The organism is Dyadobacter sp. (assembly GCF_039919315.1).
Classification (GTDB): Bacteria; Bacteroidota; Bacteroidia; order Cytophagales; family Spirosomataceae; genus Dyadobacter.
The window spans coordinates 1-20,963 of the sequence record NZ_JBDSFX010000073.1; the positions used below are offsets into that span (position 1 = coordinate 1).

Annotated in this window: 11 protein-coding genes; 5 read left to right on the forward strand and 6 right to left on the reverse strand. The window is 46.5% G+C overall.

The annotated features are described in order from the left end of the window. Positions 1-348 precede the first annotated feature (348 nt). The 3 genes from ABIO93_RS20075 to ABIO93_RS20085 form a co-directional block, all read right to left on the reverse strand. Positions 349-1,368: an AraC family transcriptional regulator gene (locus ABIO93_RS20075; protein ID WP_348070917.1), complete on the reverse strand. Its 1,020-nt coding sequence runs from the start codon at positions 1,366-1,368 to the stop codon at positions 349-351. 260 nt (positions 1,369-1,628) lie between these two features. After that, positions 1,629-4,466, reverse strand: a complete 2,838-nt coding sequence (locus ABIO93_RS20080) for a pitrilysin family protein (protein WP_348070919.1) — start codon at positions 4,464-4,466, stop codon at positions 1,629-1,631. A gap of 43 nt (positions 4,467-4,509) precedes the next feature. Further along, positions 4,510-7,668, reverse strand: a complete 3,159-nt coding sequence (locus tag ABIO93_RS20085) for a M12 family metallo-peptidase (protein ID WP_348070921.1) — start codon at positions 7,666-7,668, stop codon at positions 4,510-4,512. A gap of 242 nt (positions 7,669-7,910) precedes the next feature. Here ABIO93_RS20085 and ABIO93_RS20090 point away from each other — a divergent pair, with 242 nt between their 5' ends. Then, the gene (locus tag ABIO93_RS20090; RefSeq protein WP_348070923.1) at positions 7,911-8,366 is read left to right on the forward strand and encodes a hypothetical protein; all 456 of its coding nucleotides are present in this window, start codon (positions 7,911-7,913) and stop codon (positions 8,364-8,366) included. 141 nt (positions 8,367-8,507) lie between these two features. Here the strand turns inward: ABIO93_RS20090 and ABIO93_RS20095 are convergent, their stop codons facing one another. Further along, positions 8,508-9,092 (reverse strand): PKD domain-containing protein, encoded by a 585-nt coding sequence (locus ABIO93_RS20095; RefSeq protein WP_348070925.1) that lies wholly within the window; start codon positions 9,090-9,092, stop codon positions 8,508-8,510. 288 nt (positions 9,093-9,380) lie between these two features. On the opposite strand from ABIO93_RS20095, the gene ABIO93_RS20100 reads away from it, so the two are divergent. Beyond that, positions 9,381-10,997 (forward strand): L,D-transpeptidase family protein, encoded by a 1,617-nt coding sequence (locus ABIO93_RS20100; RefSeq protein WP_348070927.1) that lies wholly within the window; start codon positions 9,381-9,383, stop codon positions 10,995-10,997. 2 nt (positions 10,998-10,999) lie between these two features. Here the strand turns inward: ABIO93_RS20100 and ABIO93_RS20105 are convergent, their stop codons facing one another. After that, positions 11,000-13,243: a response regulator gene (locus ABIO93_RS20105; RefSeq protein ID WP_348070929.1), complete on the reverse strand. Its 2,244-nt coding sequence runs from the start codon at positions 13,241-13,243 to the stop codon at positions 11,000-11,002. 15 nt (positions 13,244-13,258) lie between these two features. Further along, positions 13,259-13,849 carry a thioredoxin fold domain-containing protein gene (locus tag ABIO93_RS20110; RefSeq protein WP_348070931.1) on the reverse strand — a complete coding sequence of 197 codons (591 nt, stop codon included), beginning with the start codon at positions 13,847-13,849 and terminating at the stop codon, positions 13,259-13,261. Between the two features lie 357 nt (positions 13,850-14,206). On the opposite strand from ABIO93_RS20110, the gene ABIO93_RS20115 reads away from it, so the two are divergent. From ABIO93_RS20115 to ABIO93_RS20125, 3 genes are all read left to right on the forward strand, one after another. Continuing rightward, the gene (locus ABIO93_RS20115) at positions 14,207-14,824 is read left to right on the forward strand and encodes a cupin domain-containing protein (protein ID WP_348070933.1); all 618 of its coding nucleotides are present in this window, start codon (positions 14,207-14,209) and stop codon (positions 14,822-14,824) included. A 129-nt stretch (positions 14,825-14,953) separates the two neighbouring features. Then, positions 14,954-17,521: a TonB-dependent receptor gene (locus ABIO93_RS20120; RefSeq protein ID WP_348070935.1), complete on the forward strand. Its 2,568-nt coding sequence runs from the start codon at positions 14,954-14,956 to the stop codon at positions 17,519-17,521. 223 nt (positions 17,522-17,744) lie between these two features. Then, positions 17,745-20,960 carry a SusC/RagA family TonB-linked outer membrane protein gene (locus ABIO93_RS20125; protein ID WP_348070937.1) on the forward strand — a complete coding sequence of 1,072 codons (3,216 nt, stop codon included), beginning with the start codon at positions 17,745-17,747 and terminating at the stop codon, positions 20,958-20,960. Positions 20,961-20,963: the final 3 nt, after the last annotated feature.

Below are 20,963 nucleotides of genomic sequence, written 5' to 3' on the forward strand. Positions count from 1 at the left end.
CGGCTATTGCTCAGTTCAACGCTCATCAGTTTGAACTCCTTGTCAAATACTCTTCTTTCTCCTGACATAAGTGTTAAGTTATAAAAGTTCCCTTAACTCAGTGTCCACTTAAAGGTATCAAGTCCAAAGTCGGGTGTTGCGATATTCGTATTTTTACAGGCCGCAACCAGTAAAAGAGCCGCCAATGCCAGGGGTATAATTTTCATTTCAACGATTTTAATTGAGCTTTTTTGCGAAGCTACATTGGTTATGAGGACAAGGGATGCTGTTCACAATGGTTTAATGCGTTCTATTTAATAGCACATACCAATGGGATCGCGGTAGCAAAATTGCAGAAAACTATATGGCCTACTGTTCTAACTTATCAATCCGAACATCAGGAATTTGATTGAAGCTCAATGGATTATGATTTTTCTTGAATTCGGTGGGGGTTTGACCCGTCGTTTTTTTGAAAGTGGTGTTGAAAACCGTTTTGGAGTTGAAGCCCGCCTCGTAAGCAATACCTACCAGGTTCAGGTGATTCATTTTCGGATCAAGAATCAGACGCTTCGCTTCTTCCACCCGGTAGCGGTTTATGAATTGAAAAAAGTTTTCACCAAAACCGTTATTGATAATGTAGGAGAGCAGATGGGGCGAAGTATCAAATTGCGATGCCAACCGTATCAGGCTGATCTCAAAATCCAGGTAGGGTTTTTCTACATTCATTAATTGCCCAAGCATTTGAACGTAATCTGCCAGTTTCTCATCCGTCACTAATTTCTTTTTGCCCTCAGCTTCTTTTTGAGCTTGGTCGATAATGGTATCAAGCTGTAATTTTTCAATGGTATTGAATGGAAATATTTCTTTTTGCTGCAAGCCATAATAAGCAATATAATAGATGCCAATAAAATACAGCAGGGTAGAAGTGTAGTCAAAAACAAGTGACCCTTCCGATATCTTAAATACGGCGTCAGCCAACCATAGCACGGCAATCAGGATTACACATACCACATTTTTTTTCAACCATTGCAGACTTATCCGCTCCGTGTTGGAGGCGTATGTTAAAAGATTTTGTTGGTAGCGGGTAATTTTATGAAAGGCAAAAAGGCAATAGGTAAAGACTTGCAGACAAAAGGCAGCAGTAAATATCAGTATCACTGCGGCCTCCACTTTCTTTTCAACAGCTGTTTCCGCCGAGCTTGGTGGTACAATAAATGAAAGGATTGTTAAAAGCAGCATCAGCACAACGAATAAAAAATGAAGGTTATCACGTTTTCTCCATTTTCGATTAGGCTCTACATAGTAGACAATGCTTAGGTAAAATACCGGCGCGATAATATAGCTAGCCAGGTTAATGAACGCGTCAATAGATGAGTTTTGGTCAAACATTTGGACGTCGTCAAAAAGGACACCTAACTCAATAATAAAAATCAAGAGTATAAAAGTGCCGAACCACCTATTGGCTTTGACATTTACATGATTAAAATTGGCATATATTAACAGCGCAACAATTAACGTTGGTCCAATGAAAAGGGCCTCAACTGTACGATTCATGGTGGCATGTTCATTTGCCTCAAATATAAGAACTTGGTTTGAGGGATTGCATCTCTAAAAAATACCGTTTCACAGATAACGCCGGTCAACCAGGATTACAGCGGTCGGCCATTGATATCCAGCTCCACCAATTTAGCTTTTCCAAGTTTTTTAACTTCCTCGAACTGAGTGGCTTTATCACCCACTACCAGGTATATCATTTCCTGCTCTTTCATTTGTTCTTGAATGGTCGTTTTAAAATCGGGCAATTGCATATTTATCAGCTGTTGTTGCTTGTCTTCCAGGAATTTTAGAGACTTGCCGTATTTACTGATCTCGCCCAGCATTGCTAGCTTGGACGCCTGGCTTTTATATAAGAGTGTATTTCTTTTCAATACCTTATTTTTAGTGATACTCACCTCAGGTTCTCCAAAAGTTTGCCCGTAATCACGAAGCATATCCCGGATAACTTCCAGGGAAGCCAGCGTAGCATTTGCCCTTACGCTCGTATAAATCGCAAAAGGCGAAGTTTCTTTTAATTTCACCAATGTCGAAGACGCACCATAAGTGTAGCCCTTGCCAATTCGGAGCACCTGCGTAAGTCTTCCGCTGGACCCGCTGCCGAGTATTTCATTGGCAAATTCAAGCCGGTCACTGTTCGGGTCCGTAGCCGGGACTGCTAATTTGCCCACATACAATACGGACTGTTTGGAGCCGGGTACATCAATAAAAAAAATAGATCCGGCATTTACCTCGACTGGAATTTGATAAGAAGGTAATGCTACCTGTTTTGGCTTCCAGTCATTTTCAAGTGCGGCAATTGACTTTTTTACTCTTTCCCGGGTGATATCACCGGCGATATGGAAGGACGCAATAGATGGTGAAAAATACTTGTCATAATAGGTTTTGAGATCTTCCAGGGTAATGACTGACACCGTCTTCAATGTCCCGGTAGCAGGATAGCCGAAGATATGCTGATCTCCGTAAAGCAGTTTGTTGAAGTTGATAGCGGCAATGGCTGTGGCATTGGCTTCCCTTCCTTTCAAATTCGTAAGAAGTGCCTGATACAAACGTTCATATTCCGTTTTATCCCAGCGTGGCTGCAGCAGTATTTCCTGCATTAATGCGAAAGTCCGTTCAAAGTTTCGTTGCAAACACGTAGCGCTGATCCGCATTTCCTCGTTGTGGCTAGTCACCGTAATGTTTGCGCCCAACAGGTCTATGGCCTCTTCCAGTTGTGCAGCTGTTTTGGTTGCCGTTCCCTGCATGAGCATACCTGCCAGCAGCGATGACACTCCGGACTTCTCCATCGGATCAGCCCAATGCCCCCCATTCAATACTACTTCAAAATTTACAAGCGGGATCTCACTGGTTTCCAGTCCGAACACTTTCATGCCGTTTGCTTGTGAGCTGGTCCAGATTGGTGGCATCCTGAACATGGGCGTTTCCCCGAAAGCAGGCTCAGAGCGATCGTGTTTCGTTTTTGTTTTTTCAAATTTGGCGTCCTCGCCCGGGGCCACATTTTCATTTTCTATCCCAGCAATAACCGGTTCTACCCAAACAGTTGCAGGTAAGGCACCATCCATCGCCAGTTCTTTTTTTCCTTTGGGTACAAAACTCGTGGCTATATAGGGCCTATTTTTAATGTATTGGTTAAATACCCTTTTCACATCTTCGCTGGTAACTGCCTGCAAAATGGCAGCCTCTTTGCTGATATAGCCAGGATCGCCCTTAAATTCATTATCCTGGCCGAGGCGCTGGGCTTTATCCAGAATGTTTTCAATGCTCAGGTATAGGTCGGTTTCTAACTTTGCCTTAATACGTTCGAGGTCTTTAACCGGAAATGGCGCTTTGTCGAATGTATTCAGAGCCTCATCAACTGCTGTTTTGATATCGTTCAGTTTGGTGCCAGCATTGCCTCTTATCCTGATATAAAATTCACCGGCAATTTCTTTGCTGTAATGGTAGGCATTTACAGAGGGCGCGAGTTTTTTATCTTCCACAATGACCTTATAGAGCGGAGCGGTTTTGCTGCCGCTGAGTAACTCTGCCAACACATTCAATACATACCCATCCTTATGGTATTCTTCGACAGTTGGAAAGACCAGGGTCAGTTCTGGCAGCGTCGCAAAATTATCTTCATAATAGAGTGACTTAGCCGCCGTTAGTTTTACAGGCCTGGGTTTTAGGGGCGCTACCGCCGGCCCTTTTCTTATTTCTCCAAACCAGAGCTTTACCCTTTCCTTTGTTTGGGCAATATCGATATCTCCTGCGATCACCAGGGTCGCATTGGCTGCCCCATAGTACTTGTCGTAAAACTCTTTAACGTCCTCTAAGGTAGCCGCCTGAAGGTCGGGGAGCAAACCGATCACCGTCCAGTTATAGGGATGTTCCTTAGGATACATGTTGGACATGATCACCTCATTCGTGTTTCCATACGGTACATTGTCATTGTTCTGACGCTTTTCATTTTTAACCACCTGTATTTCCTTTTCCAAAGCCTCTTTGGTTACTGTATTGATCATATAACCAAGTCGGTCCGAATCGATCCAAAGTATTTTTTCAAATGCATCCTTTGGGATCACTTCATAATAGATGGTCCCGTCATTCCACGTACCTCCATTCCGGCTACCGCCCCACTCCGGGATCAGCTTACGGTTTGCGCCCCGAGGCGTGTTCTCGGAATGGTTGAAAGACATATGTTCAAAGAAATGAGCAAAGCCAGTCTTACCTGGTTTCTCCCGGTTTGAGCCTACGTGGACGATGGTGGATACAGCCACAATAGGATCCGAGTGATCTTCGTGCAGCACGACCTCCAGTCCATTGTCCAGCACAAATTTTTCGTACTTAATACCAAAAGTTTTAGTTGCTGCACTTTGACTGGTTTGTGAAAATGCATGGCCGATACCAACCATGAGCAACATGGGGAGCAGGAGTTTCTTTAGCGCGGACATGGCGGTTGAATGATGATATGATGAAGGTAGTGAATTGTAAAAATTATCTTGCTACCTGTACCATCGTGCTGCTGGTGCTCGCCGTATTTTCAATCCGGATCCAGTAGCTACCTGCGGCCAGATTGGAAACATCAATCTGCTCCTGTTCTTTCAATCCGGCGATGTTTTTTCCGAAAATCAATTTCCCATCCACAGCGAATATGTTTATTCTGCCTGAATGGCCGACCAGATCGGGTCTTATTTTCACATGCAACTGGTTACTGACCGGATTGGGATAAAAGATCGTGTTTTCCGCATTGGTAAAATTGACCGCAACTACTTTACTGTAAGCGAAATCGCCATCGGTTTCGATGGATTTCAACCTGTAATAATTTATTCCAGGGGCCGGTTTGTGATGCGTAAAGCTGTAAAATGTGGTATCGACCGCTGGCGTTTCGCTAATGGCCTTGAACGTTTTGACATCCGTACTATGCTCTACCACATACTTTGACATATCGATCTGATCCGCTACTTCCCATCTTACGGTGACCAGATCACCTTCTCTCACGGCACTGAAATCCACTAGCGTGACCGGAAGCGAGGCTTCGGAGAAAAGAACGGATAGTCCATATTGATTTGATATCCAGAGGCTTTCATTTTTATCAACCCAGAGATCACCACCGAAATCCCGATAGGGTAGGGCGGCCCCGGCCTTTTCCCAGCTTGTGTTATTGAATTTGTAAGCCTGCGTTTCGTTACCGGATGCCAGCATATATGGTTTGCCTGAAGGTGAAAGAGCCAGACCGGTAATCTGGCTGCCAAAAGGAGCGTTTGATGCATTAAAAACCGACCAGACCGAACCATTATAATAGGCGATGGAATTTTGATAGGAGGAAAGATCGGTCTGTCGGAGCCAAATTTTTCCATCATTCTGAATTTCGATCTGATCGATAAAAGTCCCAATCGCCGGACTGGTTGAGGAATTGATCGTGTACATCGTGTTAGGGCTGACCAAGTCCATTACCTGGATTTCACTGCTGTAAACCGGGCTGGTATTGACCACGAGGATCCAGGCCTTATTGTTGTGAAACCTGACGTCCTGAATGCGCTGGCTGTCGGAAAGCTGCCGAAGCGCAACCGGCCCTGCAGATGTTTCTTTGAATATCTCCCGTTGCGTCCAGAAAATCCCGTTTTGCGGGTTGTAATCTCGTATATTACTCGTGGTAAGTATCTGCGTTACCAATGCGCCCGGCGAGGGTACTTCATTGACAAGCTTAACTTTGCGTAAGATACCGGCAAGTCCGGAATTGAGCACGTAAACATTCAGATCATCATCGGTACGAACGGCATTGTCCAGGCCTACGCCTAGCAGTCCATCGGTGTTTGACCTGTTGAATGCCTGATAGGCAAGCGTTTTCGGATCCATTTTGATAAATCCTGCATCAATCACTCCGAGCCAGATATGCTCCTTGGAGACTGTAATCTTTGGATTCCCGCGGCCGAAAACGAGCTGGTTCTTTTCGCTCAGGAATGTGAGCCCCGGTGGCGAGCTGATACTTCCTGTGTTGAATTCAACAACATAGTCCATCTGGTCGCGATCGGGATAATTAATCAGATCGTCGGGGCGCCCCTGCACGCGGAAATACAGCTTTGTATTGGCCGGCAAGTCCTTGGCAACATCAGCAATCTCTAAATAGGGCTTATAATTCCGCCGGAAGATCGGGTTGCTAAAGCCTGGGTTGTCAGCGATAGTAATTGTAATATTGAGATAAGTTTCAGAGGGCAAATAGGTGAACGGAAGCGTTCTGGGCACATTGAGCCCATTCTCAGCAATGGGTAGGAAAAGCCCGACAGAGTTAAGCTGCGGGTTAGCCGAAAAATAACTTGTCTCCGACCATTTTCCTTCTTTCCCGCCTTGAATAGCCTTCACGCGCCATTTGTAGCCGCCAAGATAAGTTGAATACACAAATTGGTTTTGCGTAATAATCTCCTCGGTCGGATAGGAAAATTCGAAATCATACAGTGGCGCTACCTGGATCCGGTATGAGGTTGCACCCGGAACATTTGAGAACGATAACGTCACAGATTGTTGTGACGGAAAAATAGAGCCTGCCGCCGGGCTAAGCGGCACGGGCACATCTGGCTGGTCGGGATCGATCTTGATTTTGATAGAATTCGACCAGTTTGAAATGCCAAAGGAATTGACCGCCCTGACGCGGACAAAATAGGTTGTCCCCAGGGTTTGCTGTAATAAGGAAATTCCGTTAAATGGAGTCGGACGGATGACCTCGCCCGTAAAACTGCTATTGGTAGCATAGCTGAATTGGTAGGATCCGGCACTCACGGAAGCTGGCCAGCTGTAAAAATTCCCTTTGATAGCCGTAATGTCGCCAGCAAGTGAAACTGGCAATGGCGCGGATTCTATTTTAGCAAAATTAGCCTCTGCATGCGCTTTAATCACGGCCTGTATGATCGGATGAAGCGGGCGCCCGGCAGCATTGCCGCCGCATGGGCTCATCAGCGATGAAGTAGTGCTCACTTCGAAGGATCTGTCATAACACTCGCTGCCTTCCACCCCGCCGCAAAAGTCGATCGGGCCACCTGGCCATTCGCAGCTATTGGAGTGCAGAGCCCCGAAGTTATGCGCTGTTTCGTGCAGAATGAGGAGGATATTTTCGAGCGCTGACACGTTGTAGGATCCTCCCAGAAAAGCAAGGCCAGTGAAACCGCCGGTTACCGGTTTGGTATAGAGGTATAGCTTTTTATCGAAAGTGGAGTTGGTACCACTGCTGGCCAGGATGTTAAGGAGTGCGTAAATGTCATTCTGAGCTGCGTAAGGATCAGGGCCACCATCTTTAAATATGCGGATGCTGGTGACCATCAGCCTGATATTTGTTTCCCTTTCAAAAAATTTCGAAGCTTTTTCAATATTTTCAATCACTTTCTGAATGATGGCGACTGTATCGCGTTCGTATTTTACATAGGTATCAGAATCAATGTCCACGGCAATGCGACATATTCTGGTCTCCCCGATGTTAGTCCGCGCGTTCTGCTGTGCCATGATCGCCGGAAGCCTGCTGATCATGCGCATCACTTCCTGCGGGGCGTCGTGATCTTTGGTGCCACACGCGAAGGGCTTTTCCTGGCCGAAAGCCGATCCGCAGGAAAGTAAAAGGATCAAAAGATATTTGAATCCCGTCGAGTTAAAATTGAATTCATTCATCAGGATGCGAGGTGACTTGTTAAGGATTCCCAGGTTTCGGGCACAATGAGATAGACACTACTTGGCAACACCACCGTTGCACTTTACGTGTAAATTTTATTGATATATGGCGGATGTGCAGGAAGCACTTGCTTCAATGCTTTGTAGGTTTTTTTTAACATTTTTTACGGTGAAATTCCGTCGCTCGCGCAACCAATTGCTGAGGAGCGCTGTCATGGTTTTATAACTCGTTAATTTTTTCCATGAAAACAATTCGCATCTGGATAGTTACTCTTTCTCTTGTCTCCATTTTTTCGGCCTGTTCACCAACAGAGACTGAGCAGATGATCAATGAGCCGGCAGGATCGGCGCGGTATTTTATCGATAACCAAAGCGACAAAGAGTTGATCGTTGAATTTCCAGTCCCCGTTTACAATTTTGAAAAAGATGCTATGCAGGATGTCGATAGTCTCATCCGTCTTAATAGCAGGACGAAGTCAGTTGTCTTTGAAGATGGAGGGTTTGGTATCAATCCGGATCCGGAAAAGTCTTTCAAAGAAATCCGTTTTTACACCATTACCAATGGGCAAAGATCTCTGGCCTTTACAATGAAGCCGATCAAAAACGCGGCATGGGCCAAACTCATTCGCAGCAGGGATAATTCCGGATATGGGTTAACCGAGTATTCATTTACAATTACAGAAGCTAATTTAAAGTGAAGGCCCAACACCTTTTTCTTACTATTTCCTCATATACGATTAAAATCAAGTTTGGAAGGTAACCGTGTTCCCTAGGTTTGCGTTGGTCAGGTCAACCTGATAGTTTCCTTTTTTAATTTCATAGAAAACCCTCATTAGCAGCTAAAAAAAGAAATAGAAAGACTGATTTGTACATTGACCGCCTATTATTGTAAACGATCCTCGCTGAGTCTGTGGGTTTGGTTTTTGTATTTGTCTGAGTTCATACTTATGGGTTCCTTCATTCAAATTGTAAGCAGTGACAGCACCATCTTGACCACAACGTGGAGCAATGACACGATGAGCGAATATCGCGGTTCCAACCAGGATGTCATCAACAAAAACCTGTACAGGAAGTCCGCCGAAATCGTATGTGTGAAACACAGCGGATCCGGTAATATTAGTAACAGAGATCTCCTTTTTTACAGAAACTTCACCAGCATTCCCAGAAGCTGTTACGCTCACCAGGTACCTCCCGTTAAGTCGATAGGAGTGTGTGGGTGACCTTTCACTGGAACTGGCTCCGTCGCCGAAATCCCACGAATAGGAATCAGTATTTGAAGAAATAAGATTGAATACAACTTGCCCTTCATTTCCGGGTGAAACGCTAAAATCGACAGTTGGCACCGGTACATGATCAACCAGCGTACACGAATGAAGCATTACCAAGACAGCAATACCACTAATCAGACAGCGAACAGTTTTCATATTGATTTCTAACGAGTTAAGTGTGCTAAAAGTAACAAAAAAAGTCAATCGCCTGCGGATGACCCGTAGAAAAACAGACTCGCAAGCAACAATCGATCATTGTTAAGACGTTTCGGGCGATGCCCGAAAGCTTTTGGTTACCCGACAGACAAAGGAAATATAGGTAATTAACAGTTTCAGAAGCAAGCCTTAGACGAATCATGCAAAGTAGACGCATCGGAGATAAGCCTTTGCTGAATATAGTCGGTATGCACTGCAACCTGTTTCCAAGATCCATTCTTTGCTTTTATGAAGATCATTTTTGTTTTCGGGATTCTTTGTGGCTTACTGGCCTCTTGTAAAACCAAGGAAAATCAACCACCACAGATTGCCGTACGCGATACCACCATTAAAGTTGAGAATTCTTTCACTGAACTTTTTATCGATACTACCGCGCTGAGCCGCTTTGTTAGTAGGCAAGCCACCCAGGATAGTCTGGCCAATAAAATGCAAAGTTTTTATAACCGCCGCAATTACCAGTTTGCATGGTTTTTTCCCGATGGGATGGCTGACTTCGTCCATACCTTTCTGAGCTTGCAGGATGATTATATCCATGATTCGGGGGATAGTTCACTCTACGATTCCAGACTGATGGCCCGCATCGATTCTTTGCAGCTGCGGAAGCGTATTCTGCCCACAGACTCAATGGTAATTCAGACTGAGCTGGGATTAACCGAGCATTTTTTCAGGTATGCCCAAAAGGCCTACTCGGGCGATGGTAGCATCAATATTCGGGAACTGGACTGGTTTATCCCGCGAAAAAAGATCAATCCAGGTGCTTTTCTGGATTCTCTTTTAAAAAATAAAGGTGAGAACCTGGCCTCCTATGAACCCGTAAACCGCCAGTACAATTTACTCAAAGAGCAGCTAAGGTCTTATTATGAGCTTCAAAAGCAGGATTGGACTGAACTTGAACCAGTTAAGAAACTCAGAAAAGGCGACAGCTCGTCTGTGATTCCCGAAATCAAGAGGAGGCTGGTTTTGTTGGGGGACATGGTCCCCGCCGATTCTACCGATATGTTTGACTCAACCCTTGTTGAAGGGGTCAAATCCTTCCAGGCGCGCTTTGGACTGAAAGCGTCGGGGGAGATAGGGGCGGGGTTTTTTACAGAATTGAATGTGCCGGTCAGCGAACGGATACGGCAGATGCTGATCAATATGGAGCGCATCCGCTGGGTGCCGGCAGCTCCTTCCACGGACTACATTCTGATTAATATTCCTGAATTTCGCCTGCATATGTATGAAAAAGGACAGCTTGCCTTTGATATGAATGTGGTCGTTGGTTCACAAGCGCATAGTACGGTGATATTTGCAGGAAAACTAAACCAGATCGTTTTCAGTCCCTACTGGAATGTACCGCCGGGCATCTTGAAAAATGAAATTTTGCCGGGTATTAGAAAAAATAAAAATTACCTGGCCAGACACCATATGGAATGGAACGGCAGCAGTGTGCGTCAGAAACCTGGGAAGTCCAACTCGCTGGGTCTGGTTAAATTCCTTTTCCCAAACAGCTATAACATCTATTTGCACGATACCCCTTCCAAGAGCCTTTTCGGGGAATCGCAGCGCGCATTCAGTCATGGATGCATCCGATTGTCTGAGCCTCAAAAACTGGCCCAGTTCCTGCTTCGCAAAGATTCCACCTGGACCAAAGAGAAGATAAAGGCTGCCATGGAAAGCGGCAAGGAAAAGTATGTCAGATTGCGCGGTATGAATGAAGTGCCCGTTTTTATCGGCTACTTTACCGCATGGGTAGACCATACCGGCAAGCTGAATTTTCGAAAAGATGTTTACGGCCACGATCAGAAAATGGCGCAAAGACTATTTGCATCAGCTAAACAAGTCTCTGCATTAGAGTCTGACTAGCACTATACCTTAACGCTCCACTTGCGGATCAAGGCCATAAGCTCTTCCAGTTTGATAGGCTTTCCGATGTAGTCGTCCATTCCCGCATTGAAGCAGTCTTGCTGGGTACCTTCCATGGCATTGGCCGTTAAGGCAACAATGATGGGTTGTTCAACGACCGTTTTGCGGATCACCCGCGTAGCTTCAAGGCCATCCATGCCCGGCATTTGCATGTCCATCAAAATTAGCCCGTAGTTTTTTTGATTGGCAGCTTCCACAGCGTCTTGTCCGTCGCTGACCAGATCGGGCTCATATCCAAGTTTTTGAAGGATACGCACGATCACGTGCTGATTGATCTCGTTATCTTCGGCCACCAACAGCCGGAACGGGTATTTTGCAGCGAAGTCCGCCGATAGTTTGTGCGATGCAATGACGTCTGTCTTAGCAAGCAATTTGGTTTGCAGCGCATTCATGATGTGGCTGCTAAGTACATGCTGCCTGATGGGTTTGGTCAGTATGGAGGTGAAAAGCTGCCGCTGCTGATCCTTGATATCCTCACCGATCGAGCTCAGCAAAATGATAGGGACCTGCGGCAAATAACGCTGGATGTGTACGGCCAGCGCAATGCCATCCATTTCAGGCATTTGCATATCGGTTAGGACCAGATCAACTTCCTGTCCGTCAAAGACGAGCTCCATGGCTTGTGATCCCGAAGAGGCCATAATGGGTTGCAACTTCCAATTTTCCATCTGCCGTTTGAGTATGGCCAGGTTGGTGGCATTGTCATCGACAATCAGGATTTTCTTTCCCCTGTGCTCATCCATATCCTGATCCACGTGTTTGGGCAAAATTTTGCTGCCTTTACTTGTTCTCAATGTAAAGGAGAACGTGGATCCGTGGTTTAGCTGACTGGCTACGCTGATTTTTCCACCCATCAGGTGCACTAGTTTTTCTGATATGGCAAGTCCCAGCCCGGTTCCGCCGTATTTGCGGGTTGTGGAAGAATCTACCTGGGAGAAAGCCTTGAAAAGCCGGTCTATTTTGTCTTCTGAAATGCCAATTCCGGTATCGCGGATATCAAACCGGAGGCGCAGTGTGCCGTCTTGCATTTGCTGTTGCAAACTCACCGATACACATACTTCCCCGTGCGTGGTAAATTTCATGGCATTGCCCACCAGGTTGATCAGGATTTGCTTTAAGCGTAGCTGGTCGCCGACGATCTGCTGCGGAACCAGCTCGTCGATCTGATAGACCAGATCCAATCCGATTTTGGCAGCTTTGCTTCCGAATATATCCAGGACATCCTCAATGTTTTGACGCAGATTGAAGTCTTCATTTTCTAATTCCAGGTTTCCGGATTCAATCTTTGAAAAATCAAGAATGTCATTGATCACGTTGATAAGCGTATCGCCGCAGGTTGCAATAGTTTCAGTAAACACACGCTGATCTTCGCTGAGCTGTGTTTCCTGCAGCAACGCAGCCATACCAATCACCCCATTCATGGGTGTGCGGATTTCGTGGCTCATGGTGGCCAGAAAAACGCTTTTTGCCATGTTGGCCTTGTCAGCTTCCTGTCTGGCTTTGACCAGCTCCGCGTTGGCTGCACGCAGGTGCGCATTGATGCTTTTTTGAATTTCTTCGTTTTGTTTGCGTACCTGGGAAAGCTGTGCTTCTTTTTGAAGTTCAGCCATTTGCATGGCCTGACTGATATGAAGCTCATAGTATTTGTTGAGCATATAAGCCCAAAGCCCGCAAATGAAAAAGATGGCTGCCGCCAGTAGAATGTGAATGACAAAGGTCAGTAGGTCAAAGTATTCCAGTCTGGTAAAATAAATCTCTGACTGGCCGCTATTTTGCAGATAAGCGAAGGAGGCATGATGAATCAGGACAATGAGCATCATCGGGATTTGCAGTTTCCATTTTTGGTAGGTAATCAATACTGCGCTGCCGATGAAGGCAAAAAAATGCATTTCAAACAATCCATGCATTTGATAGATGAACTGCGCCATATAAATACCCAAGACGACACTGAGTACATATTGGTACAAGTCAGAGTCGGGCAGGGCAAGTTTGACCGAGTAAAAGGCCACCATTAAAATTCCGCCCACCCCCACAGCGATAAACCATGTGTCGTAAAATGTGGCCAAAATCAGCCCTATTACAAAATAGCCTGCCAGAAAGAAATTCATCAGACGATCTGATCTTTCCCTGACTGCCAATTGAAAGTTACCGTCCGCGGCGTTTGCGGAAGCGCTCTTAGGATTCATATAGATTCAATAACGTTAATTTTTGCAAACCGGCAGCGTGCAGCCGTACGATTGTAAAGCCTTGGCACTCAGCATAGGAAGTGGTTGCCTTTGGAGCAATCCCTGGATTGCAATTTGGGCATAAGCCGTTTTTTCGTCACTACAATAGCGACTTGCGTTGTAATTGCCGCGGTAGTAAAGTTTTTGCTCGTTGTCAAGGAGTGCGGCCTGCGGCGTAGAATAGACCCCGCATTGGGTAGCAACCGATGCATCAAAAACGACAGGGATGGCAAGACCTACCTTCTCCTGAACTTCCTCGGCGGAATATTTCTTATCGGATAATACAACCACCACAAAGTCAATGTCTTTTCCATAGCGACGCACCAACGACTGGAAATGAGCGCGATTAAACTTGGAACACGGACATTGCGGATTATAGAAATGAAGAAAAACCGGTCTTCCCGGCTGCTGCGGGATTTTTTTATTTAAATCGATGGGTGTTCCGATCGAGACTGGCTTGTAATTTGCTGGAATCGGAGTAGGCAGCTGGTAGATCCAGTCATGATACCAGAACAATGCGCCAACCGCTGAAAGCAGTAGCGTAAGCCACATGATGACTAAGACCATTCTATTCATTTAACGAAAGAGTATGGAGCGTAATCTTGTAAAATTAATTTTCTCGTGTTTGTCAAATTTACTCTAAAAACATCAGAATCAGCCGCTTTTTCAAACTTAATTTTTGCTTTAATGCCGCCCGGCTGCGACTTGCTAAATCAGCTTGGGGCCAAATCCAGCATATTGATTCAAGCCGGTAGGGACTATATGATGTGGTTAATCGTTACATTTGTAGAATCAGTACGGCTTGTCTTGCTGATCGCGAACCCTTTAGGTGATACGCAAGACAAGGAAACAGGTTTAGCTGGGTAGCATCCAGTTATAAACATGCATAGATAATGTCAACGGGAAATCAGGAAGGTCACTGCCATGAGCGACTACAGGGAATTGATTGAATCTGGAATATTGGAACTTTATATTTTAGGCCAGACCAGCGCAGCAGAAACTGCGCAGGTCGAGCGCATGAAAGATGCCCACCAGGAGGTCAGAGATGCGCTTTTTGATTTGGAAGTAAGCCTGGAAAACTATGCGCTCAGTCAGGCGAAGGCTGTTGATCCGACCATCAAGCCGTTTTTAATGGCAACCATTAAGTATATGGACCGGCTTGCGGCAGGGGAGAAGGAGTCCTTCCCGCCCAGGCTGCATGCGCAGTCCCGAATTGAAGATTACCGCTTCTGGCTGGAAAGGCCCGACCTATCGCTGAGGATTCCTCTCGATCAGATCGATGCTCATATCATCGGTGCAAGTCCTACTTTGACCACAGCCATTGTATGGATAAAAAACGGCGCCCCGCCAGAGACCCATCGAAAAGAACTGGAAAGCTTTCTGATCCTGGAAGGAAGTTGCAATATTGTCGTCAATGGGCAGGATCATCACTTATATGCGGGAGATATCTTTACCATTCCCCTGCACTCATCCCATCACGTGCTGGTCACTTCTCAGATTCCCTGTAAACTAATTTTGCAACGGGCGGCAGTGGCAGCGTAATACCGCAGCTAGCTCCGCTGAACAAACTCATCCGCAACGCTAGCGAAAGCGACTTGATATTTTTTTATAGTCTATTAAACCTATATAGCTTATATTTTTTATATATTTGCCGCTGAACCAATCGTAAGTATGAGACAAGCTTTAAAATCCATCATCTATCTGGGTGCCATTCTGCTACCTATGCTCCTTTCTGCACAGGATACTCCCATTGTCAACTCAACGATCTCAGGGAAAGTGATCGATGCCGCCAATAGCCAGGCGCTCATCGGAGCAACCGTATCGATCAAAGGCACCACCAACGGCTCCTCCACCGATGCTAACGGAGAATTCAGCCTGATTACAGGTCAGAGACTGCCTTTTACGCTGATCGTATCCTATCTAGGCTATGTGAAAAAAGAAATTTTGATCAATGAGAAAAAAGTTGAGATCAAACTTGATGCCAATAGTAATCAATTAGATGACGTGATCGTTTCCTCGCGGCGCCGTCAGGAGTCCGTTCAGGATATACCCATTCCGATCACAGTGATTCGTGGCGCGACTGCCGAAGATGCAGGTGCGTTCAACCCCAACCGTCTGAAAGAACTGATCCCATCTGTGCAGCTTTATTCTTCCAATGGACGCAATACCACCCTGAACATTCGCGGACTGGGCTCGTCTTACGGTCTTACCAATGATGGTATCGACCCGGGTGTAGGATTTTACGTGGATGGTGTCTATTACGCACGTCCGGCGGCTACGGCCATTGACTTTGTGGATATCGATCAGATAGAGGTACTGCGCGGACCGCAAGGAACATTGTTTGGAAAAAATACCACTGCCGGTGCTTTCAATATCACAACCCGCCCTGCCAGCTTTACGCCGGGAGCTAGTTTTGAAACCAGTTATGGAAACCTGAACTACATACAAGCCAAAGCGTCGGTGACTGGCCCATTGGGAAAAAAACTTGCGGCCCGTCTTTCTTTTTCAGGTACGCAACGTGATGGAACCCTTTATAATCAAACTACGCTAAAGCCAGTTAATACACTCAATAACGTTGGTTTTAGGGCCCAGCTGCTGTATACACCGACTGACAAAATCAATATCACCTTTGCCGGCGACAACGCGCGCCAAAGACCCGATGGCAATGCGACAGTGGTAGCTGGCGTGGTGACCACCAAACGCGCCGCTTACCGGCAGTTCAACAACATCATTGCAGATCTTAACTATAAGCTGCCTTCCACGAATCCATTTGACAGGATTACCGATGCGGATTCACCGTGGCGTGTAAACAATGATTTTGGAGGCGCATCGATTAACATTGATGCCAAGATCGGGAGAGGTAAACTGACCTCGACCACCGCGTGGCGTTACTGGATATGGGATCCTTCCAATGATCGTGACTTTACGGGCCTGCCTGTGTTGACCAAATCACAGGGCAATTCAAGACACGACCAGTACACGCAGGAAATTCGTTATGCAGGACAGTTCTCAACCAGGCTTAGCGGGGTTTTTGGGATCTTTCTGATCAATCAGGACCTGAAATCTGACCCTGTACAGACAGAAGAATCCGGCTCTGCCCAGTGGCGCTTCTCGCAAAGCTCAACGAGCGCGCTTTGGAAAACGCCGGGGCTATTTGACGGCTTTGGTACCAACACGACATCCAGGCTGAAAACTTTCGGCGCGGCAGTATTCACCCAGTTCGACTGGGCGATCACTAATCAATTGCACCTTTTGCCTGGTCTGCGCTTTAATTATGATAAGAAAGATGTTGATTACAAGCGTCAGACTTATGGTGGACTTCAGACTACGGATGCTGCCCTGATTGCCTTGAAGAATGCGGTCTACACCAATCAGGCCTTCAAGTTCAAGGTGGATGAAAATAACTTTTCAGGTCAGATCACACTGGCCTATAAACCCAGCACCAATGTCAACCTGTTTGCCACCTACGCCAACAGTTACAAACCGGTGGGTGTCAATTTGGGAGGACTTCCTACGGCCAACGGCGCGGTATTAATTGACCTGGCAAGGGTTAAACCAGAATTTGTGACCCATTACGAGTTCGGCATCAAAACCAAGCCATCTGCCAAGTCAACCTTAAACTTGGTGGTCTATAACACAGAGATCAAAGACTATCAAACTTCGGTTCAAACCGCGGAAGTGGGCGTCAACAGAGGATATCTGGCCAATGCCGAGAAGGTTCGTGTAAGAGGCTTCGAGTTGGACGGAAACCTGCGGGTTAGCAGTAATTTTTCATTGACTGGCGCAGTTACATATACCAACGGCAAATACATTTCATTTAAAAATGCCCCGGTTCCTTTAGAGGAAACGGGCGGAGAATCTGCTTTTAAAGATATTTCGGGTGGCAGACTGCCCGGGATTTCTAAGTGGGCAGGCTCGCTGGGTGGTGAGGTTTCCAAGGATGGGGGCCTGCTAAGTTTGAAAGGCAAGTATTTCCTTGCATTGGATGGTTACTACCGCTCAGAATTCTCTTCGAGTGCCTCACCCTCTCAGTTTCTTAACATTGATGGTTACACACTGGTTAATGGCCGGGTAGGCTTCCGGGCTTCGAATGGTATCACCGTTTTGGTTTGGTCCCGTAATTTGACCAACAAAAACTACTTCGAGCAGCTGCTTCCTGCCGCAGGTAACGCAGGTCAGTACGCTGCGGTGCTGGGAGATCAAAGAACTTACGGCATTACTTTAAGATATTCTTTCTGATCGGTTACCACCAGGTGCCAGCATCAATTGCTTTTAATGAGACATGTTTCCGCCCCGATGGACAATTCCATCGGGGCGGTTTTGTTTTGTAAGTCTGCCCTTATTAGTAGACGAAAGCCGTTCATATACCTTTCCGGGTTGTATGTCGTCGTGTTTTTTTAATGTCCCAAATTCGCTCTTATTTTCCGCTATCAGCTGAATTTACTCATATCCTATTATGACCATGAAAAAACATTTATTCGTCTTTATGATGCTGGCAGGCGCTTTTCAGTCACTGCTGGCACAAAACAGAACGGTTACCGGAAGGGTTACCGATGCAGCTACGGGGGAGGCGCTTCCCGGTGTTAACGTTCTCATCAAAGGAACTCCGCTCGGGACAGCCTCCAATACCGAGGGTGCTTTCAAACTGGAAGCGCCGGCTGGACCCGTCACTTTGGTTTTTAGCTTTATTGGTTATGCCACCATGGAAACTCCTGTCGATAATTTGCGCAATATCGAAGTGTCCTTGCAGGCGGACGCCCGTCAGCTCAGCGAGGTGGTGGTTACTGCCCTGGGCGTAGAGCGGACCCGCAATTCGTTACCCTACGCTGCCACGCAGATCGATGGAAGCTCGGTAACTGCGGGACGCAATCCTAACCTGATCAATTCGCTTTCCGGTAAGGTAGCGGGATTGAATATTACACAAACCAACACGCTGGGCGGATCTTCCAATGTGGTCATCAGAGGTACCAAGTCCCTGACTGGAAACAATCAGGCGCTTTTTGTCATCGATGGCGTTCCTGTCAACAATGATGTGGCCAACACCCGCAGCCAGCGCACAGGGAGCGGTGGATATGACTATGGTAGTCCAGCTGCGGACATTAATCCCGATGACATCGCTTCGGTGAGCGTTCTCAAGGGGGCTGCTTCAACAGCATTGTACGGTTCGCGGGCATCCAATGGCGCAATTTTGATTACTACCAAAAAAGGTAAAAAAGGACTGGGTGTGACCATCAATAGCGGACTAACCATTGGCAAGGTCGACAAAAAGACATTGCCGGTCTATCAAAAAGCATATGGCGCAGGTTATGAAGGCATTTGGGGCGAGTTTGATGTGGACGGCGATGGCAAGGATGACAACACAGTCTCATTCTCAGACGATGCTTCGTATGGCTACGCCTTTGATCCCAATATCATGGTCTATCATTGGGACGCCTTTGATCCGGCCTCGCCAAACTTTAAGAAAACAAAGCCTTGGGTCGCAGCAGAGCACGGTCCCGAGTATTTCATGGAAAAATCAGTTTCCAGCACCAACAGCATTATGGTCGAAGGCGGCAATGAAAAAGCGACCTTTAAGGTGGGCTACAACCGCAGTATTGATAAAGGGATCATACCCAACAGCCGCATTACCAAGAATATGGTCAATTTGGCGGGCTCTTTGAAGATGACTTCCAAATTGTCAACCCAGGCCAATGTTAATTTTTCCCAGCAGGATGGTTTGGGGCGTTATGGCTCAGGATACGGCTCGGCAAACCCCATGCTGGGTTTCAGGCAATGGTTTCAAACCAATGTAGATATCAAAGAACAAAAGGAGGCATACTTCCGTAACAGAGAGAACATCACCTGGAACTGGAAGGGGCCCGACGTGCTGGCGGCAGCTTACTCTGACAACGTTTATTTTACCAGATATGAAAACTATGAAAACGATAAGCGATACCGCACTTTTGGTAACGTAGCTGCCATTTATGATCTGGCTAACTGGATTAAAATAACAGGCCGCGTTTCGCTGGACAGTTATGATGAGTTGCAGGAAGAAAGGTATGCGATCGGAAGTACGACCAATGAAGACGATCCGTCCTATACCCGCTACAATCGTACTTTCCGCGAGTTCAATTTCGACCTGTTTGCTAATTTTCAAAAAAGCCTCAGCAAAGAGCTCTCGTTGAATGGTCTGGTGGGGATGAATATGAGGCGCTCACAAGCCAATTCATTGCAGGCATCCACCAGCGGCGGCTTGGTAGTGCCGCGCCTGTATTCGCTGTCGAATTCCAAGAGCCTGCTTTCACCGCCGATTGAAAGCGCCCAAAAGATTGCTGTCGACGGGGTATTTGCCAATGCGACCCTGGGCTTTCGTGAAATGGTTTTTCTGGATTTGTCTGCACGAAGAGATCAATCCTCGACTTTGCCGAAGGCTAACAACGCTTACTTTTATCCATCGGCTGCTGTGAGCTTTGTATACTCCGAATTGCTGAAAAATGTATCTTGGCTCTCTTATGGAAAGTTCAGGGCCAACTATGCAGAGGTGGGCAGTGACGCCCCCTTTGGTGCTACCAATAAGTATTTCAATAAACAGGGTGATGAGATAGGAAGTCCGATAGGCGGCTTTGATGGCATTCCATTGTTTTCCGTACCTAACACCAGATTTAATTCAAGTTTAAAACCTGAAAGAACCAAAAGCTCTGAATTTGGCTTGGAAATGGCTTTTTTTAGTAACCGGCTCGGTTTTGATTTTACAACCTACAGTGCCCACACATTCAATCAGATCCTGCCTGTGAGTGTACCCACCACTACTGGTTATAGCTATAAATACATCAATGCCGGTGAGGTTTCCAATAATGGCGTTGAACTTTCAGTCTTTGTGACACCTGTTAAAACCCAATCATTCAGCTGGACATTGAATGCAAACTGGACGCGCAACCGAAACAAAGTAGAGGCCCTTGCAGAAGGCGACAATATGGTGCTGGCCACCTACCAAACCAGTGTAACCTCCAATGCAAGCGTGGGCAGGCCTTTTGGCGTGCTGCGGGGAACAGGCTATGTCATCCACGAAAACGGCGGGCGTGTCATCAATGAAAAAGGACAGTACAAAAAAACGGGTACCAGTACTGAAATCGGAGATCCGAACCCGGACTGGCTGGGCGGGATTTCCAATACATTGAATTTCAAGGGGCTTTCCCTGTATTTTCTAATAGATGTTAAAAAAGGCGGACAGCTCTATAACCTGGATACCTATTACGGCTTTGGGACAGGGTTGTACCCGGAAACGGCGGGCCTGAATGAGCTGGGCAATCCCTCACGGCTGCCGGTTGCGCAGGGTGGTGGCATCCTGCTGGATGGTGTCAAGGAGGACGGCTCACCCAATGATGTCAGACTCGAAAACGTAGCGTATGCACTGGGCTCGGATTCCCCCCAACAAACCCAGATTTACGGCGCTGGTTTTGTCAAACTCCGTGAAACTTCTCTGACTTATTCCTTACCTGCCAGCTTGATGGCCAGGCTGAAAGCATTCCAAGGAATTGATTTGTCGCTGGTTGGCCGCAATCTGTGGATCATTCACAAGGATGTGCCTTACTCGGATCCCGAATCAGGGTTTGGCGCAGGAAACCTGGGAATGGGCTTTCTAAGTGCAGCTTACCCTTCTGCCCGTAATGTCGGCTTCAACATTAAACTCAGATTTTGACAA

Excerpts from the sequence above, each read along its gene's own strand:
- ABIO93_RS20095 (WP_348070925.1), bottom strand. The coding sequence starts at position 9,092 with ATGAAAACTGTTCGCTGTCTGATTAGTGGTATTGCTGTCTTGGTAATG.
- ABIO93_RS20105 (WP_348070929.1), bottom strand. The coding sequence starts at position 13,243 with ATGAATCCTAAGAGCGCTTCCGCAAACGCCGCGGACGGTAACTTTCAA.
- ABIO93_RS20080 (WP_348070919.1), bottom strand. The coding sequence starts at position 4,466 with ATGTCCGCGCTAAAGAAACTCCTGCTCCCCATGTTGCTCATGGTTGGT.
- ABIO93_RS20075 (WP_348070917.1), bottom strand. The coding sequence starts at position 1,368 with ATGTTTGACCAAAACTCATCTATTGACGCGTTCATTAACCTGGCTAGC.
- ABIO93_RS20125 (WP_348070937.1), top strand. The coding sequence starts at position 17,745 with ATGAAAAAACATTTATTCGTCTTTATGATGCTGGCAGGCGCTTTTCAG.
- ABIO93_RS20100 (WP_348070927.1), top strand. The coding sequence starts at position 9,381 with ATGAAGATCATTTTTGTTTTCGGGATTCTTTGTGGCTTACTGGCCTCT.
- ABIO93_RS20120 (WP_348070935.1), top strand. The coding sequence starts at position 14,954 with ATGAGACAAGCTTTAAAATCCATCATCTATCTGGGTGCCATTCTGCTA.
- ABIO93_RS20110 (WP_348070931.1), bottom strand. The coding sequence starts at position 13,849 with ATGGTCTTAGTCATCATGTGGCTTACGCTACTGCTTTCAGCGGTTGGC.
- ABIO93_RS20090 (WP_348070923.1), top strand. The coding sequence starts at position 7,911 with ATGAAAACAATTCGCATCTGGATAGTTACTCTTTCTCTTGTCTCCATT.
- ABIO93_RS20085 (WP_348070921.1), bottom strand. The coding sequence starts at position 7,668 with ATGAATGAATTCAATTTTAACTCGACGGGATTCAAATATCTTTTGATC.
- ABIO93_RS20115 (WP_348070933.1), top strand. The coding sequence starts at position 14,207 with ATGAGCGACTACAGGGAATTGATTGAATCTGGAATATTGGAACTTTAT.